The sequence below is a fragment of the Moorena sp. SIO1G6 genome (genome assembly GCF_010672795.1).
Taxonomy (GTDB): Bacteria; Cyanobacteriota; Cyanobacteriia; order Cyanobacteriales; family Coleofasciculaceae; genus Moorena; species Moorena producens.
The window spans coordinates 27027-43136 of sequence record NZ_JAAHFZ010000030.1 but is presented as its reverse complement, the minus strand read 5'-3'; the positions used below and the strand labels follow the sequence as shown (position 1 = coordinate 43136).

16 protein-coding genes are annotated in these 16110 nt (G+C 43.4%); 7 read left to right on the top strand and 9 right to left on the bottom strand.

Annotated features, from left to right (window positions below):
• Positions 1-84 precede the first annotated feature (84 nt).
• From F6K63_RS23975 to petM, 3 genes are all read right to left on the bottom strand, one after another.
• Entirely contained in the window at positions 85-1002 is a 918-nt protein-coding gene (locus F6K63_RS23975; RefSeq protein WP_044492265.1) for an NAD(+) kinase, read from the bottom strand.
• Positions 1003-1214: 212 nt separating this feature from the next.
• Complete coding sequence (locus F6K63_RS23970; protein ID WP_008179584.1) at positions 1215-2192, bottom strand: SDR family oxidoreductase; 978 nt, start codon at positions 2190-2192, stop codon at positions 1215-1217.
• Positions 2193-2414: 222 nt separating this feature from the next.
• On the bottom strand, positions 2415-2519 hold the full coding sequence (petM, locus tag F6K63_RS23965) for a cytochrome b6-f complex subunit PetM (RefSeq protein WP_063747919.1): 105 nt from the start codon (positions 2517-2519) through the stop codon (positions 2415-2417).
• Positions 2520-2681: 162 nt separating this feature from the next.
• Between petM and pdxA the strand changes: the two genes are divergently transcribed.
• Entirely contained in the window at positions 2682-3782 is a 1101-nt protein-coding gene (gene pdxA / locus F6K63_RS23960) for a 4-hydroxythreonine-4-phosphate dehydrogenase PdxA (protein ID WP_287256568.1), read from the top strand.
• A gap of 20 nt (positions 3783-3802) precedes the next feature.
• On the opposite strand, the gene F6K63_RS23955 is transcribed toward pdxA, so the two are convergent.
• A complete protein-coding gene (locus F6K63_RS23955) occupies positions 3803-4177 on the bottom strand; it encodes a hypothetical protein (protein ID WP_008179579.1) in 375 nt (124 codons plus the stop codon).
• A gap of 603 nt (positions 4178-4780) precedes the next feature.
• On the opposite strand from F6K63_RS23955, the gene msrP reads away from it, so the two are divergent.
• Positions 4781-5770 (top strand): protein-methionine-sulfoxide reductase catalytic subunit MsrP, encoded by a 990-nt coding sequence (msrP, locus tag F6K63_RS23950; RefSeq protein WP_287254622.1) that lies wholly within the window; start codon positions 4781-4783, stop codon positions 5768-5770.
• A 172-nt stretch (positions 5771-5942) separates the two neighbouring features.
• On the opposite strand, the gene F6K63_RS23945 is transcribed toward msrP, so the two are convergent.
• A complete protein-coding gene (locus F6K63_RS23945) occupies positions 5943-6569 on the bottom strand; it encodes a class I SAM-dependent methyltransferase (RefSeq protein ID WP_287254624.1) in 627 nt (208 codons plus the stop codon).
• 107 nt (positions 6570-6676) lie between these two features.
• Between F6K63_RS23945 and hemH the strand changes: the two genes are divergently transcribed.
• Entirely contained in the window at positions 6677-7840 is a 1164-nt protein-coding gene (hemH, locus tag F6K63_RS23940) for a ferrochelatase (protein WP_008179571.1), read from the top strand.
• Between the two features lie 129 nt (positions 7841-7969).
• Here the strand turns inward: hemH and F6K63_RS23935 are convergent, their stop codons facing one another.
• Entirely contained in the window at positions 7970-8470 is a 501-nt protein-coding gene (locus tag F6K63_RS23935; protein ID WP_287313286.1) for a DUF427 domain-containing protein, read from the bottom strand.
• A gap of 458 nt (positions 8471-8928) precedes the next feature.
• Positions 8929-9678: a 2OG-Fe(II) oxygenase gene (locus F6K63_RS23930; RefSeq protein ID WP_131827244.1), complete on the bottom strand. Its 750-nt coding sequence runs from the start codon at positions 9676-9678 to the stop codon at positions 8929-8931.
• Between the two features lie 436 nt (positions 9679-10114).
• On the opposite strand from F6K63_RS23930, the gene egtD reads away from it, so the two are divergent.
• Complete coding sequence (gene egtD, locus F6K63_RS23925) at positions 10115-11146, top strand: L-histidine N(alpha)-methyltransferase (protein WP_287313285.1); 1032 nt, start codon at positions 10115-10117, stop codon at positions 11144-11146.
• 92 nt (positions 11147-11238) lie between these two features.
• Here egtD and F6K63_RS23920 read toward each other — a convergent pair whose 3' ends face one another.
• The gene (locus tag F6K63_RS23920) at positions 11239-11403 is read right to left on the bottom strand and encodes a hypothetical protein (protein ID WP_158026790.1); all 165 of its coding nucleotides are present in this window, start codon (positions 11401-11403) and stop codon (positions 11239-11241) included.
• Positions 11404-11438: 35 nt separating this feature from the next.
• Here F6K63_RS23920 and ovoA point away from each other — a divergent pair, with 35 nt between their 5' ends.
• Complete coding sequence (gene ovoA / locus F6K63_RS23915; protein WP_071106999.1) at positions 11439-12803, top strand: 5-histidylcysteine sulfoxide synthase; 1365 nt, start codon at positions 11439-11441, stop codon at positions 12801-12803.
• A 130-nt stretch (positions 12804-12933) separates the two neighbouring features.
• Positions 12934-13158: a DUF433 domain-containing protein gene (locus tag F6K63_RS23910; protein WP_071107000.1), complete on the top strand. Its 225-nt coding sequence runs from the start codon at positions 12934-12936 to the stop codon at positions 13156-13158.
• Between the two features lie 148 nt (positions 13159-13306).
• Here F6K63_RS23910 and F6K63_RS23905 read toward each other — a convergent pair whose 3' ends face one another.
• On the bottom strand, positions 13307-13897 hold the full coding sequence (locus F6K63_RS23905) for a DUF4126 domain-containing protein (RefSeq protein WP_071107001.1): 591 nt from the start codon (positions 13895-13897) through the stop codon (positions 13307-13309).
• Positions 13898-14039: 142 nt separating this feature from the next.
• On the opposite strand from F6K63_RS23905, the gene F6K63_RS23900 reads away from it, so the two are divergent.
• On the top strand, positions 14040-15323 hold the full coding sequence (locus F6K63_RS23900; RefSeq protein ID WP_287313298.1) for a Glu/Leu/Phe/Val family dehydrogenase: 1284 nt from the start codon (positions 14040-14042) through the stop codon (positions 15321-15323).
• Positions 15324-16110 lie beyond the last annotated feature (787 nt).

Here is a 16110-nt window from a genome sequence, read left to right as displayed (position 1 = left end):
TCCTGATTGTTTTGTTTACCTATATCCCCAGCTCCCCAGCACGAGAATACTAGTTGACAAAACTTTCTGACATGGATGTACGCTCTAAGGCAACTCCACAGAGGTCGGTTTAGCAATGTGCGGCAATCCCCACCCCAACTTTTCTCGCAAAACCCTGAAAAACTCTGGTGCTTGCAAACGGATAAATCGAGCGGAGTAAGGCGATCGCTTAACTTTTATTTTATCTTCTGGTATGACGTAGCAACCACCATTGCCATCAACTACCATCACCATCGAATTGGGAGTAGCGGGAAAAATGGTTAATTGCTCTGTGTCGGCAAAGACTAATGCCCGAGATGCCAAAGAATGGGGACAGATGGGCAACAGTTGCAACACCGGCACCTCAGGAGTTAATACTGGTCCTCCAGCACTTAGAGAATAGGCAGTAGAGCCAGTGGGTGTTGAGACGATTATACCATCAGCTGCAATATCCACTGGTGCGTGATGTCCTATTTGTACCTCAAAATGGCACATACTCGTCAAAGGTTCCCGGTGCAATACCATTTCATTTAAACAAAGTGCCTCCCACCAAATCGTCTCATCTCGCAGGATCTGCACAGAAAGCATGGACCGTTCTTCTATAGCATACTCTTCTGCCATTACCTGCTCCAAGACAGAAGGCAACTGATTGACATAGGTCTCTGTTAAGAAACCCATGTGACCTGTATTCACCGTTAGCACAGGGATCCCTTGGGGAGCCAATTGGCGAAAAGCCGCTAGTACTGTACCATCTCCCCCCAATACAATTGCGAAAGCCATCTGGTCATCAAAACCAGGGGGGGCTAGTTTGTCCATTGGTGTATGACACACTGGTGATTGAGGACTCGAATAACCCAGAATTCCCCCAACCCCTGTCGCCATACACACTTCCCAACCCGCAGTCCTCAATTGGTTGTGCAACTCTTCAGCAACGCTACAAGCCATTGGTTTAAGGTCGTTGTAGATAATGCCTGCTTTTGGTATACTCACCAGTCCCCGTCTTGAACTACTTGGATTAAATTATCTGAAACATCATGGACAATTGTGATTTAATCAGCTACTGTCTTGATGCAGTCGCGCTATGGGAACCGGCTGTGTGCTCAGGCTGGCATCCGCACCTTGGAAGCCCCGTCGAGAAGCACTTTTGCTGCACTGGCTCCCCAAAACCTCCCGCTTATCGATTTTCCAGGAAATATCTAGGATTTAGATTTAAAAGGAGTCCTCTTCTTAGACTTCTTTTTAGCTTTCTCGTAATCGATTTCTTTGAGCTTATTCATAATCCGGTTAAAGTATTCTTGTAGATATTCTTCCAAAGTTGTGGTTTCCTTAGGGTCTAGGCCAAAGACCTCGTATACCTTATCCATCGGTGCATCCAGCGGTTTCCCGCTCACTAGCACCTCAGTGAAGGCAAGCCGATCTGCCACATTCCAGCCCCACTGAAAAAATCTCACGAATCGCCGCATACCCCGCAAAAAATTTATTGGGAGTCGGGCTATTTTAGCATCTTTACCGGACAACCGCTCACACAGGTTAATGATTTCGTAGGTACTATAGGCTCTGGTTCCCACAACCGGGAATGTCTGATTTACTGTTTCTGGAACTTCCAGAGCACGAATGCCAAACTTAGCAATATCCTGGGTGTTCATATAGGCGATGGGAGAGGTTTCTCCTGTAATCCAAACCGCCTGTCCATCCAAAATGGGGATCGCATACTGACCAATTAAGCCTTGCATAAAGCCACTTGGTTTCAAGATTGTGTGTGGCAATCCTGATTCTGCCAGAAATAGTTCTGTACAGTGCTTTATTTCCATCAGTGGGACATGAGCAAAATTCTCACTTCCCAGAATTGAGAAAAAGACATATCTTTCTATACCAGCAGCCACAGACGCTTGAATGAGGGCAACTTTCCCTTCCCAGTCTACCTGTCTGATGGTCAGAGAATCTGTTGGTCTCGATGTTGCCGCATCAATGACAGCTGTGATCCCTTCCAGGGCTTTTGGTAGGGTTTCTGGAACACACAGGTCTCCTTGTACTAGTTCTGCTCCCCATTCTTTAAGGAAAGAAGCTTTTCGTGGACTGCGTACAAGACAGCGTACCTGATGATCCTCGTCTAGTGCACGACGAACCACCTGTCTTCCTAAGGTGCCAGTTGCACCGACGACCAACAAGTTCATTATAGTAATTTTAGTAAGGAATCTTAAACTTTCTATAAGATTCTATCAGAAATTTTGTCGATCTCTCATTTTTCTGGTATTCAATAGGCAACGCCATCAGGTGAGGGGTGTGGGAGAATGGGTTTAGGCTAAGACAGCATAAGTGATTGGTTTAAAAGAAAACTGTGCCAGAATTCTTGACCAAACCCCACAGCCGTTACCCCATAACCCATTCACTAGAAACTATTCTGACACTCCCTGGATTTTGAGTAGCAAGAAGCCTAAGCCCAAACCCACAAGAATCAGGGTGAAGGACAAAAACGCTGCATTGAAAATTTCTGTACCCATTAGTTTTATGATCTCCTATGTACTTTTGTTACAAGGTATCATGACTAGGGTGCGAGAATATAGCAATCCTATGGAAATCCTGAGCAAGAGTATTCCAGCAAAGGGGTTAGGGTACTGGAGTGTTTACGAATTATGTCAGACTTGTCAACAAACCATCAGAACATGTCTTTGACAGGAAAACTTAACTCACCACCAAGGCGTCCTAGGTTAGCGGTGACCTTGGGAGATCCGGCAGGCATTGGACCAGAAGTTGTCCTCAAGGCATTGGCAGATTCCCAAGTCACTAGGAATTGTGAGATAACCGTGATTGGCAGTCGGTACCTCTTGAATGGGGCTTACACCCAGCTAAGTCAGCAGGGGATTGAAGATGTAGCTACTTTAGCTTCCCCAGAGACATTATCAATCCTTGACATTGAGTTGGATTACGGACAAAGGCCTCAAATAACCCCAGGTGTTGGTAATGCTGCTAGTGGTGCTCTTAGTTTTATGTATCTGGAAAATGCGATCGCACTCACCCAACGTGGTGAGTTTGATGGTATTGTGACCGCACCCATTGCCAAGTCTCTCTGGAAAGCCGCAGGACATGATTATCCTGGTCAAACTGAAGTGCTAGCCCACTACTCTGGTGTCAAACAATTTGGGATGCTCTTCGTAGCGCGATCGCCCCATAGTGGTTGGGTGCTACGTACACTTTTAGCTACCACACATATTCCTTTAAGTCAAGTCCCAAATACCTTAACGCCACTATTGATGGGGAGTAAACTAGACTTACTGATCGCCTGTTTGGCTAGTGATTTTGGCATCAACAAACCTCGAATCGCGATTTCTGGGTTAAATCCTCATAGTGGTGAGCAGGGTCAGCTAGGTTGTGAAGAACAAGATTGGCTGATTCCCTGGCTAGAGCAAGAGCGCCAGCAACGCTCGACTATCCAATTAGATGGACCAATACCTCCTGACACTCTTTGGGTAAAACCTGGTCAGGCTTGGTACGGCAACCACCAGCAGTACGCTGATAATGCTCATGATGCTTATTTGGCACTCTATCATGACCAGGGCTTAATTCCTGTCAAACTCATGGCATTTGACAGAGCGATCAATACTACCATCGGTTTACCCTTTGTGCGTACTTCTCCTGATCATGGCACAGCGTTTGATATTGCCGGTCTTGGCATTGCTAACGCTACTAGCATGAAGGCTGCAATTAGCCTAGCTACTGAACTGGTGAACCAGAGGTTGAGTAACCCTTTAGCTATCAGTGCTTAGAACAAACTTTTAGTCAACCTTTACTCTCTTAGTGGAACCGCCAACTGGACTTTTTGAGTATTGCGAGTAGTTGGGGATTGAGGAAACACATTAAGTTCTTCCTGCTGGATGGTATCCCCAAAAACTATGTCTACATTGTCACTTGAACCAACCTTGAACTTAGGCTGTAAATTGTTACCTAAGCCTTCCTTTTCCTCCAGCTCTAGTGATGTTGGGAAAAAGGTGCCATAATCGTCTGAGACCGTGCGACCATTAACTTGGCGGAGGGTGTCACCAGACAGGGTTACTGAACCGCTTGGCTCACTAGACTGCGCTCCTGACTGAGCATAGGCAAGAGGTACCAATCCCACAACTATCCAGCCGATTCCTACTATAACTAGTGTTTTACGGATCATCAGCTTTCTCCTGGTTTTTTTATTTACGTTATTTTATTTATTTATTTATTTTTATTTTAGTAGTCATGACATTAATCTGGCATCCTAATACATCCTTATAAAAAAAAATAAGCGGTAGTAATTTTAACTATAGTTATTAACTATACTTGGCACAAGTATAACTTAAGCTTTTAACTGGCGCTATCAGTCAAGGCACTACTTGAAAAGCTACCCTTGCCAGCTATAAGCTCGTAAGCATTCAGCTATCAACTAATGCGCTACATCACAGCGTCGAAGCCTGTGCCACGCAAGCTACTTGAGGTGCTATCAGCTTATGGGCTATCAGCTTATGGGCTATCGACAAGCTAAGGGAACAGCTTTTGAATAAGCGATGCAGCGCCGACCTGCGGGGGTTTCCCCCACTCGCGCTTTGCATCAAGAAAACAGGTAAGCATTCGTTTAATGTCTGTTACGGAAAGCTGTTCCCGTAGCGTGAGCCTTGGCCTATGGCCACGCACTAGCGTTTGGCTGACGGCTAACGGCTGACTGCTGAATGCTTAAATAAGCTCCAGAGCCTCAGAGGCTGACTGCTAAAAGCTCACCGTCAACAATATCACTTACTTTATGACCATCATTCGTGTACCAAAGTCCTGGGAACTGCCAGAGCAACAAGTCACCTCAGAAACGGCTTATTCTAACCGACGTCGCTTTCTCAAAAATTTAGTTGGTGCCAGCCTAGGCACTGGAATGCTCTCAATTCTTGGTTGTCAAGCTTCCTCTTCTGCCTCAGACAAAGCTCTTTCGGAAACCCTAAATCAACCTAAGTTAAAATCCTTAGCAACCAATCCAGCTTTTGCCAGTGTTGACAGACCCATCACTGATCAGGATCTTGCTGGACAGTACAACAATTTTTATGAATTTGGCGGCAGTAAATCGATCTGGCAAGCAGCCCAAAATTTACCAACCAAAGACTGGAAGCTAGAGGTGACGGGATTAGTCAAAAATCCCCAAACCTATGACCTAGATGATCTGCAAACTAAATTTCCCATCGAAGAGCGGATCTATCGCTTCCGCTGTGTAGAGGCGTGGTCAATGGTGCTACCCTGGATCGGATTTCCCATGAAAGCGCTGATCAAAGCAGTAGAACCTACTTCAGAGGCTAAATTTGTGCGATTTACCTCCTATTATGACCGCAAAATTACTATTGGTCCAGGCATACACCTTGGTTCCTTACCTTGGCCTTATACCGAAAGTTTACGTGTTGAGGAAATGGCTAACGAACTAGCATTTTTTGCTATTGGTATTTATGGTCATCTATTACCCAAGCAGCATGGTGCTCCTATTCGCATGGTAGTGCCCTGGAAATATGGTTTTAAAGGAGCAAAATCCATAGTCAAAGTCGAGTTTTTAGCTAACCAGCCAGCTACCTACTGGAATACCATCAATTCCTATGAATATGACTTTGAGGCAAATGTTAACCCCAATAAGCCTCACCCCAGATGGTCACAAGCTACAGAAAAATTCATCAGTAGCGGTCCTAACTTATCCTGGGAAAAACGACCCACCCTACTTTACAACGGTTATGGGGAATATGTAGGTGGTCTGTATGGTTGAAGGTTATTTGGTTGTTCGCCTTTGGCGTTAGGTGTAGGGTAGGTTGAAGGTTGAAGGTTGAAGGTTGAAGGTTGAAGGTTTAAAAATGAAGGTTGAAGGTTGAAGGTTGAAGGTTGAAGGTTGATCGCCCTTGGCCTTCCCTTCGGGTAGGTTTTTTAGTTACTGTCGGCCTTTACGCTTTCGTAACCTGAATCACCTGTAAACTACCACCTGCGTACAAGGAGCGATCGCATACCTTAAACCCCACTTCCTCAAGCCCTTTGACCAAGTCAGTCTCCAGTAATTGCCAAGCTGTTTGGGTTTCAAACAACCACATAAATACCGCTAACCCTGGCCAAAACAAAACATTAGTTGGCTTGTGCAAATCCACTAGGGTAAATACTCCTCCTGGTTTAAGCACCCGGTAAACTTCCTGAATAATCTGCTGCAACACCTCAGGGGTCATTTCATGGAGTGCGGCGCTGGTGTGAACTATATCAAATTGAGCATCTGGAAATGGCATCTGTTCAGCCAAACCCTCTACATAGTTGGCCTGGGGAACATTCCGCCGCGCTCGCTCTAGGGATAGTGGCGAAATATCTAAACCTGTGACATGCTCAGACAATTCCACCAAGAACTGGGTTGCCTGACCACTGCCGCAACAGAGATCTAGCACCTTGGTTCCTGAATGAATTGTTAAGCCCTGTAACGGTAGCTGGCGGAATCGTCTCTCTCCACCCACGCTCAAAGCCGCGATCCGGGAAATACTATCATACAGCCATTGGTACTGATAACTCCAAGCTCTAAGAACTGTTGCCACTACTCACTCCTTCGTAAAGATCTGTGTTTCTTGTTGCAAATTTAAGTTAAAAAATATATTGTTAAAATCAGTAACAAATATGAAAGTTATGGGAAGCTGTGTTAACTATGGGTCGTGTTGGGGTATTATTGCTTAATCTAGGTGGGCCAGATCAGTTAAAGGATGTTCGTCCCTTTCTATTCAACCTGTTTTCTGACCCGGAAATCATTCGCCTGCCTTTTCCGTGGCTGCAAAAACCCCTGGCTTGGCTAATCTCGACTAAGCGTGCTAAGATATCCCAGGAGAACTACAAGCAAATTGGCGGTGGTTCCCCTCTACGGAAGATTACAGACGCCCAGGCTCAAGCCCTCCAGGAACATTTGCAAACGAAAGGGCAAGAGGTCAGTGTCTATGTGGGAATGCGTTACTGGCATCCTTTCACTGAAGAAGCGATCGCAACCATCAAAGCGGATGGCATCGAACGCTTAGTTATTCTACCGCTTTATCCCCAATTTTCTATCAGCACCAGTGGTTCTAGCTTCCGTCTGCTAGAAAATCTGTGGACAGAAGACCCAGACCTGAGCAAGATTGAACACACAGTCATTCCCTCCTGGTACCAGCAGCCACAATACCTCCAAGCCATGGCTGATTTAATTGCTCAGGAACTCGATAAGTTTTCTAATCCTGATCAAGTTCATATCTTCTTTAGTGCTCACGGTGTCCCGATCAGCTATGTCACAGAAGCTGGAGACCCCTATCAGCAGGAAATTGAGGATTGCACTGCCTTAATTATGAAAACCCTCAACCGCCCCAATCCCCATACTCTGGCCTATCAAAGTCGGGTTGGTCCGGTAGAATGGCTCCAACCCTACACCGAAGATGCCTTGCAAGAACTCGGAGCTAAGAATACTCAAGATTTGCTGGTAGTCCCGATTAGTTTTGTCTCGGAACATATCGAAACCCTGCAAGAAATTGACATTGAGTATCGAGAAATAGCAGAAGAATCAGGGATTAAGCAGTTTGAGCGGGTACCAGCCCTCAATACCCATCCCCTGTTTATTGAGTCTTTGACAACTTTGGTAGTTGACGCTCTCGAATCACCCAGCCGTGAACTCTCTGAGGTAATTCGTCCCCCAGAGACAGTCAAAATTTACCCTCCAGAGCGCTGGGAGTGGGGCATGACTACAGCAGCAGAAGTTTGGAATGGTCGTCTGGCTATGATTGGGTTTATTGCTTTACTGTTGGAGTTGATTAGTGGTACTGGACCGCTACATTTTGCTGGGTTGTTGTAAATTTCTTCAGGTTACAACAGAAACGGGCAAGTCTAGATCTATCAGATCTAATTGGGAGGGGGGGCAAGTAATCGTCCCCCTCGACTGCTCCCAAATATCACCCACTATCTACCAAATCTACTAACCCATCTACCAACCCATTGTTCCTGGTTCTCCCTTGAAAGGTCCAACAATATCACTGGTGATCCAGCCACCATAAAGATTGCCAGCTTGGGGTATAACTAACTCATCATCCACATAGCAAGCATCCATTGGACGAGGATAAAAACCGTAGTAGTCTCTAATTTCAGTAAAATGAGGGGTTGGCTTAAAATAACGCCAAGCTGCATTAGCTACTTGTTTGTCACCCACAACAACATTGTAATATAAACACTTACCTTTCCACTCGCACCAGGTTTGACGTGGTGTTTCAATTAGATATTCCAACTTAATGTCTTCAGCGGGAATGTAGTATATGGGGGGATGGCTTGTTTCCAGCACTCGTTTAGCTCGTCTGGTCTCAGCTAGAACGATATCATTGAAAATGATTCGGATATGCTTAGTTGTATCTTCCCAAATGGCAGGGCGAGGATAATCCCAAACAGATTCTTGACCTGGACTGGGAGGGATAGGAGTTGGTCTTGGTTTCATGTCCTCAGTTATATTAGACGATATACAACTTCATGGTGTGGAATAAGAGTGAGTAGTATTTTGGTGAAAGTCTTCATTCCGCAGTATTGTCCAAAAATTCATTGTACACATTAGGTGCAAATACCACTCTTGTCAAAAGATATGCACCTGGGCTTGTATAATCATTATTTTTAAATAAAAAAACATTGTCTCCGTAATTCTTTAATATCGAACTTAAAACAAGTAATCTACTTTGAATACATTCTTTTAGTTTATTTTGCAGTGTTGTAAAAAATCTTTTGTTAAGTAAGATGGTGGACAACCAAAAAATACAGTAGTTTCATTTTTTGTTATATTTAACACTTTTTTGTCAGTTTGTAAGAAATCGCCTATTATTGCTGTGGTTTGGCTAGGGTTTGGTCAAAGTAAAGGAAACTAAAATCAATACTTGTGTACCACTACAGGTGATTCTAGGAACCCTATACATAATTTGGATCTGAAGAAATTCCCTTTTGATTCGTATACAAGTAAGAATCTAGCCCCTTCTCTACAATAAACTCCACTCCTGGAAAGTCGTAACTCATCACTACATTAATTCTTTCTTGTTCACCTTCTAACGCTTTCACGCTATGAAGACATTTGTCTCCTTGCATAATCACTATCATCCCTTGACGAGGTTTGATAAATACTTTTTTACCAAAAAAATATCGAATTAACTTAAGCTTTACTACAGCATCCAAGCACTTTTGTATAAAGGTGAATTGTTGGTTTTTCCTGCCAAACCTAAGCCTATAGTTAGGATACATTTCTAGTTCCCCACCTTCTACTGAATTTAAATATAGTAAGGCGGTAACAGCATTTCTGTCATAGTGCCATCGATACTCTCCACCTGGTTTAATGATGTTAATGTTAACTGCTGGTAATTTGTTACTAAGAGGAAATAGAACCTGACTACTGACTTTGTTCACTAATAGATTGACATTCTCGTATAACTGCCATACTTCAGGTAAGTATTTCTCAATTTGTTGCCCATTAATTACAAAATATCGAAGATCTCTTTCTTTAAAAGGTCGATAAACTTCAGTTACTTCATATTTTTTTTGTCGATAATTAGCGATTGTTTTTAAAAGGGTTTCACATTCCCTAATTGTCAAAAAATTATCAATTATTAAATAACCTAATCTTTTTAAATCTGAGATATTTTTTATTTGAATATCAGTGTTTTTCATAATCATTAATGTTGATTTATGTATAAAAAATTTGTAGTCTTAAATAAATTTGGATATTCCGTACTTGTTATGTTAATTAAACTCTTTGGGAAAGGAAGCATTTAGCAGTGGAAAGAGCCTGTATTCAAAAAAAAAAATTAGTGATGATTTCATTATATCATATTTGGCCATAAAATTTGGCCATCAAGTTAACTTAGCTTTCATTGATCATACTCTTGCTTATTTGTCAAACTAATTTAGATGGGTTTGCCCTGCCCTCAGGCAAAATCGACAAAGTATAGCTCTTACTTTGGACAGCGAACCCAAAGTAAGAGCTATTCAAAACTGGTAAAAATTATGGTACTCTTAACCGGTGCTAATCCGAACATGGGTTAAGCAGTATAAATGTACTGTTTTTAGAAAACTGTTTTTGGAAAACTAAAATTAAAAGAGTATTATGTCAACAACTTTTCAAGAGACCACAAAGAATCTGAGATTCAGTGAGGATCGCCTAGGAATTAACTATCTCGGGAGTGCCAACCTGCCTACTGCAACAGATGATGGCAAAGATATCATTCGAGGATTAACCCAAACGCCGAAATGTTTGCAACCTCGTTACTTTTACGATCAAAAAGGCTCCCAATTATTTGAGGAAATCTGCGAGTTACCGGAATATTATCCCACCCGCACAGAGGCAGAAATTTTACAACAGTATGCTGTAGAAGTAGCCCAATTGACGGGAGCTTGCGAATTGGTGGAGCTGGGTAGTGGCAGCTCTACCAAGACTCGCTTGTTGTTGGATGCCTATGAAAACCAGGGATATCCTTTGCGCTATGTTCCTATTGATGTCAGTGGGGAGATTCTTGAAGAGAGTGCCAAGCAGCTGTTGCTGGATTATCCCAAGTTAAAGGTTCAGGGTCAGGTCGGAACCTATGAACACGCCCTGAGCCAATTAACTCCAACACCATTACCTAGTCGGATGGTTTTCTTTTTGGGTAGTAGCTTGGGGAATTTTGCTCCTGAACAGTGCGATCGCTTTTTTGAGCAAATGACAGCTTTACTAGCACCAGGAGATTACTTTTTGCTGGGCATTGACTTACAAAAACCCAAGGAGATTCTGGAAGCTGCCTATAACGATAGTCAGGGGGTGACTGCGGCATTTAACCTTAATATGCTGGCACATCTGAACTGGCGTTTTCAAGGAAATTTTGACATCGTTCGCTTTACCCATCAGGCGATTTATAATCAATCGGAACATCAGATTGAGATGTATTTACATTGCCAGAAAACCCATGTTGTGCGCTTAGCCAGCCTGGATTTAACGGTTGAGTTTCAAGCAGGAGAAAGCATGCTTACAGAAATTTCTCGCAAATTCAATGTGGAGCAGATGGAGCACTATCTAAACGATCGGGGACTAAAAACAGTTCAGGCTTGGACTGATACCAAGGAATGGTTTGGTTTACTCCTGTGTCAGATACAGCCTGTGTAATCGACGTGTAAGCTATCAGCTTTCAGCTATCAGCTATCAGGTCTCAGCTATCAGCTATTAGCTTTCAGCTTTCAGCTTTCAGCTTTCAGCTATCAGCTATCAGCTTTCAGGCAAAGGCCTGTGGCCAAGCTACACCGAACAGTTTTTGAATAAAATAAGCCGACCGCTGACTGCTGACTGCTGACTGCTGACCGCTGACCGCTGACCACTGACTGCTGACCGCTGACTGCTGACTGCTGAAAGCTGAATATAGACACCCCTAAGTTGAAGAATAGTATTTGGAACTCAAAGGATGGATACTCTCGAATCTACTCAATTCCCTCGCCTTGACACCTGCAATAGCGAAACTATTATCAATTACTTTAAGAATTCATGGGAACTCGAAGATGTTCTGATGAAAAGTCTGGTTGGGGAAGAAACATTCTATATCAGTCCCGACCCCTTAAGAAACCGTCTGATTTTCTATTTGGGTCACTCTGCTGTCTTCTACATCAATAAATTCCTTGGGGTTGGGTTATTGGATAAACCCATTAATCCTAACTATGAAATCCTGTTTGAGATTGGTGTAGACCCGGAAACTCCTGAAGAACTCGATCAAGCAACCAAAGATATCCACTGGCCGAAAGTGGAAGAGGTTTGGCGGTATCGAGATCAAGTGTATGGGGTGGTTATAGAAACTATCGAAAAGACTCCTCTGAATCTGCCAATTCATCAAAATCATCCTCTTTGGGCGCTGATGATGGGAATTGAACACAGTCGCATCCACTTTGAAACCTCTTCGATGCTGATCCGACAACTGCCTGTAGAGCGGCTTGAACGTCCTGACAGCTGGAATTATGCTGTTTCTAATGGCAAGGTTTCCAAGAATGAAATGCTCAAAGTTTCTGGGGGTTCGGTAGCACTTGGTAAACCAGAGGATTATCCTATCTATGGCTGGGATAGTGAATATGGCAATCGTTCGGTAGAGGTTAAACCGTTTTTAGCCAGTCAGTATCTGATTACCAACGGAGAATTTCTGGAGTTTGTCAATGATAATGGCTACGATAATCCAGATTACTGGGATAAAGAATCCTGGACGTGGAAGACAACCTATAATATTAAGCACCCTAAATTCTGGATAGCTAGCAATGGTGGCGAAAACTGTGGCTACAAGTATCGAGCGCTGTTTGACGAGATTGACCTACCTCTCGATTGGCCCGTTGAAGTTAATCACCATGAAGCCATGGCTTACTGTCGATGGAAGGGTAAAGGGATTCGTTTGATGAGTGAAGCGGAATGGAATCTTGCTACTGCTGGCGGACGTGAAAGTAGCACAAATTTCCAGCAAGACCCCTTTGCGATCGAGGATTACAATCTAAATCTCAAGTTTGGCTCACCTAGCCCAGTGGGTATGTTAGAAACCGCTAAAAGTCCTGCTGGACTCTATGACTTGCGGGGGAATGTATGGGAGTGGCTGAGTGATGACTTCAAGCCGCTACCAGGATTCAAGGCCCATCGGCTCTATGAAGATTATTCTGCTCCGTTTTTTGATACCCAACATAACATGATGCTTGGTGGTGCTTGGGTGACTACTGGAACAGAAGCATCGACATTCTATCGTAACTGGTTCCGTCCCTACTTCTACCAACATGCTGGGTTTAGAATTGCTGCTTCATAGCTTTTTGTTGTAAAAAAAGGTGTAAGCATATGCGCTACTTGAGATGCTACTTGAGGTGCTATCAGCTATCAACACCGGAGCTGTGGGGCTTCTTTTAACATTGAGTTAAATAACACAAGACTAACAAACTATGGACTATCGCCACATCATCACCATCGAGCCTGGTAAACGCAGTGGTAAACCCTGCATAAGAGGCATGCGCATTACCGTCTACGACATTTTAGAATATCTGGCCGGGGGAATGACAGAAGCAGAAATTATAGAAGATTTTTCTGAACTAACCTCCGAAGACATCAAAGCCTGTCTTGCTTTTGCCGCAGAGCTTGAGAAAAAGTTATTCGTGGTATCTTTGTGAAACTTCTTTTGTACGAAAATATTTCAGATCGAATTATTGGGAATATGCCAAAAAACATTATTTTATAAAAACCTAAAAACGGCTCTCCCAACAGACCCTTAGCAACCACGAGTATAGCGCAGGACTTCTCCCATAAAAATTAACACCTTCAGTCAGGATTCTGGTCATGGGTTTGATCACTGATACGGGAACGCTTCCCTCTAACATACCAACGATACCAATGCTTAGAACTGCGAATGGCTAGCCACAGTAGCAGTAAAGCGATTAATCCTCCTTGTTCAGGAGCATCAAAAGCCAAAATTATCAAAACTACGCACAGAAAATCCTGAAGAAACACTACCCACAGAGGCAAGCCACGCAAACGGTAGAACCATCCCACTTGAACTAACTGGAGTACGAAGGCTAATAAGCCGCCGACAATACCGACTACCCAGACAAATCCCGTTAGTTCTTCGGCAAACTGAGTCACAGCAATACCAAGAATTGCTCCCACTAGAGGACTTAACACTAGCTGAACTATTTGCAAGACTCGCTGTCCTAATAGCTTTTTGGAGGCAAATAGCTCCACCAATGACCAAGTTGTCAAGATAGTCAGCAAGACTGGGGGATGAATCTGTGACAGTAACGGTACCTTCGACCAGAGTTGGTCACTGTGGATCAAACCAATTACCAACAGGGGCAGGGCAATTCTCATTCCTGCCGCAGCGGAAGCTGAGAGGGCGGCGAGGAGTGCAATCATGAGTGTAGTTACTTTGGCAAGAGGTTTAGTATAAACCAGTAAAGCTTAGCATAATGTAACAAAATATACAGTTTTTTTGTGATTAAATTAAATAACCAGGACTGGGTAAATGGTAAATACTGTTAGCTGGAGAAATAAGGCCATGTCTGAGTCATTATTTGCTGATGCCAGTAAACGACTGCAAAAATCACTGAAATATGTGTCAATTTCGGAGGATGCGATCGCACGCTTAAAATATCCCAAATCTAGTTTGAGCGTTTCTATCCCAGTCCGTATGGATGATGGCTCGTTACAGATGTTTCAGGGCTATCGGGTTCGCTATGACACCACCAGGGGACCAGCAAAAGGGGGAGTGCGGTATCATCCCAATGTTTGTTTAGATGAAGTCCAATCCTTAGCCTTTTGGATGACCTTTAAATGTGCCACCTTAAATTTGCCCTTCGGGGGTGGCAAAGGGGGAATTACTCTAAATCCTAAAGCCTTATCAAAGCTGGAGTTGGAACGGTTAAGTCGTGGTTACATCGATGCGATCGCAGATTTCATTGGGCCTGATATTGATATTCTCGCTCCCGACGTTTACACCAATTCCATGATTATGGGTTGGATGATGGATCAATACAGCGTCATTCGCCGTCAAATCAGTCCAGGGGTCGTCACAGGTAAACCCTTGGCACTGGGAGGAAGTGTTGGTCGCGATACCGCTACCGCTACTGGCGCGTTTTTTGTGATGGAATCGATTTTGCCCAAATTTGACCAACTGCCTCAAAATACCACCGTAGCCGTGCAAGGATTTGGTAATGCTGGTGCTGTGATAGCGCAACTGTTAGCTAAAGCTGGTTATAAAGTTGTGGCTGTCAGTGATTCTCAAGGGGGTATTTATGCCAAAAAAGGGTTAGATATTCCCAGTATTCGCCAATACAAAACATCCAGTCAAGGTATTAAAGCTGTTTACTGTCGAGGTAGCGTTTGCAATATTGTTGAGCATGAAGTCATTACTAATCAAGACCTTTTAGCCTTAGATGTAGATGTCTTGATTCCCGCTGCCTTGGAAAATCAAATTACCGAAGAAAACGTTGATAATATCAGAGCAAATTATATCTTTGAAGTAGCGAATGGACCAGTAACCTCGACAGCTGACAATCGTTTGGAAGAAAAAGGCATCTATGTTTTTCCTGACATTTTGGTTAATGCTGGAGGTGTCACGGTTAGCTATTTTGAATGGTTACAAAACCGGAGTGGACACTATTGGAAGCTCGATGAAGTCCATCAGCGTCTGAAAGAAAAAATGCTGGAAGAAACCGAAACAATTTGGTCACTTTCTCAGGAACTAGCGGTTTCCATGCGCACAGCTGCTTATGTTCATGCTTTGAATCGCCTGGGAGACTCTCTGGATGCTAAAGGAACTAGGGATTATTATTGTAAATAAATCCGAAAGTGCGATTCTCCTTTACAGACACTTCGCGATCGCACTCATTCCAATCATACTCAGGACTTACGCACAGACTCCATGGGTAGGGTGGGCAAGGTTTGGCCCACCCTACAGGTAGCGTTAAATTAAGGGATTTGCGTAAGTCCTAATACTATAGCAAAGGGAACAGGTAACAGGTAATAACCAATTTAAATGCACAACAATTTAGGCGTTGCTGAATCAAGGAATGAATGCATGATCATCTGGTTGTGGTCAAGCCCCCTAAATCCCCCAACTTTGCGGTGCGACCCAAGGGCGATTTACTCGCCCATTGGAAAGCGCACCGGAAGGGACTTTGAAAGTCTTTTTCCCCCCAAAATTGGGGGGCTAGGGGGGCAAAACCATACCCAGAATCAGCAACGCCACAATTTAATGTCAGCATATGCCCATAGCGCATAGGCTGATAGCTGATAGCTGAATGCTTACAACTTAATAATATCGTGCCTTATTAACCTGCCCTATTAGTTCGTATTCTATGAGGGTATTCTATGGGCGTATTATATCCCATTTCCAAATATATCATAAAAACCAATCCTGTTCTCTGAACATACCAAAAAATCATCAGATCTCTTTCTTACTGATCTGAATTTACCTATTCCTATAGTTTCCTATAACTTGTCTTACTTGTCTTACTTGTCTTACTTGTCTTACTTGTCTTACTTGTCTTACTTGTCTTACTTGTCTTACTTGTCTTACTTGTCTTACTTGTCTTACTTGTCTTACTTGTCTTACTTGTCTTACTTGT

What these genes read in the sequence shown, in the direction of transcription:
- F6K63_RS23970 (WP_008179584.1), bottom strand. Translation starts at nt 2,192, where the DNA reads ATGAACTTGTTGGTCGTCGGTGCAACTGGCACCTTAGGAAGACAGGTG.
- petM (WP_063747919.1), bottom strand. Translation starts at nt 2,519, where the DNA reads ATGGGTACAGAAATTTTCAATGCAGCGTTTTTGTCCTTCACCCTGATT.
- pdxA (WP_287256568.1), top strand. Translation starts at nt 2,682, where the DNA reads ATGTCTTTGACAGGAAAACTTAACTCACCACCAAGGCGTCCTAGGTTA.
- F6K63_RS23955 (WP_008179579.1), bottom strand. Translation starts at nt 4,177, where the DNA reads ATGATCCGTAAAACACTAGTTATAGTAGGAATCGGCTGGATAGTTGTG.
- msrP (WP_287254622.1), top strand. Translation starts at nt 4,781, where the DNA reads ATGACCATCATTCGTGTACCAAAGTCCTGGGAACTGCCAGAGCAACAA.
- hemH (WP_008179571.1), top strand. Translation starts at nt 6,677, where the DNA reads ATGGGTCGTGTTGGGGTATTATTGCTTAATCTAGGTGGGCCAGATCAG.
- F6K63_RS23935 (WP_287313286.1), bottom strand. Translation starts at nt 8,470, where the DNA reads ATGAAACCAAGACCAACTCCTATCCCTCCCAGTCCAGGTCAAGAATCT.
- F6K63_RS23930 (WP_131827244.1), bottom strand. Translation starts at nt 9,678, where the DNA reads ATGAAAAACACTGATATTCAAATAAAAAATATCTCAGATTTAAAAAGA.
- egtD (WP_287313285.1), top strand. Translation starts at nt 10,115, where the DNA reads ATGTCAACAACTTTTCAAGAGACCACAAAGAATCTGAGATTCAGTGAG.
- ovoA (WP_071106999.1), top strand. Translation starts at nt 11,439, where the DNA reads ATGGATACTCTCGAATCTACTCAATTCCCTCGCCTTGACACCTGCAAT.
- F6K63_RS23910 (WP_071107000.1), top strand. Translation starts at nt 12,934, where the DNA reads ATGGACTATCGCCACATCATCACCATCGAGCCTGGTAAACGCAGTGGT.
- F6K63_RS23905 (WP_071107001.1), bottom strand. Translation starts at nt 13,897, where the DNA reads ATGATTGCACTCCTCGCCGCCCTCTCAGCTTCCGCTGCGGCAGGAATG.
- F6K63_RS23900 (WP_287313298.1), top strand. Translation starts at nt 14,040, where the DNA reads ATGTCTGAGTCATTATTTGCTGATGCCAGTAAACGACTGCAAAAATCA.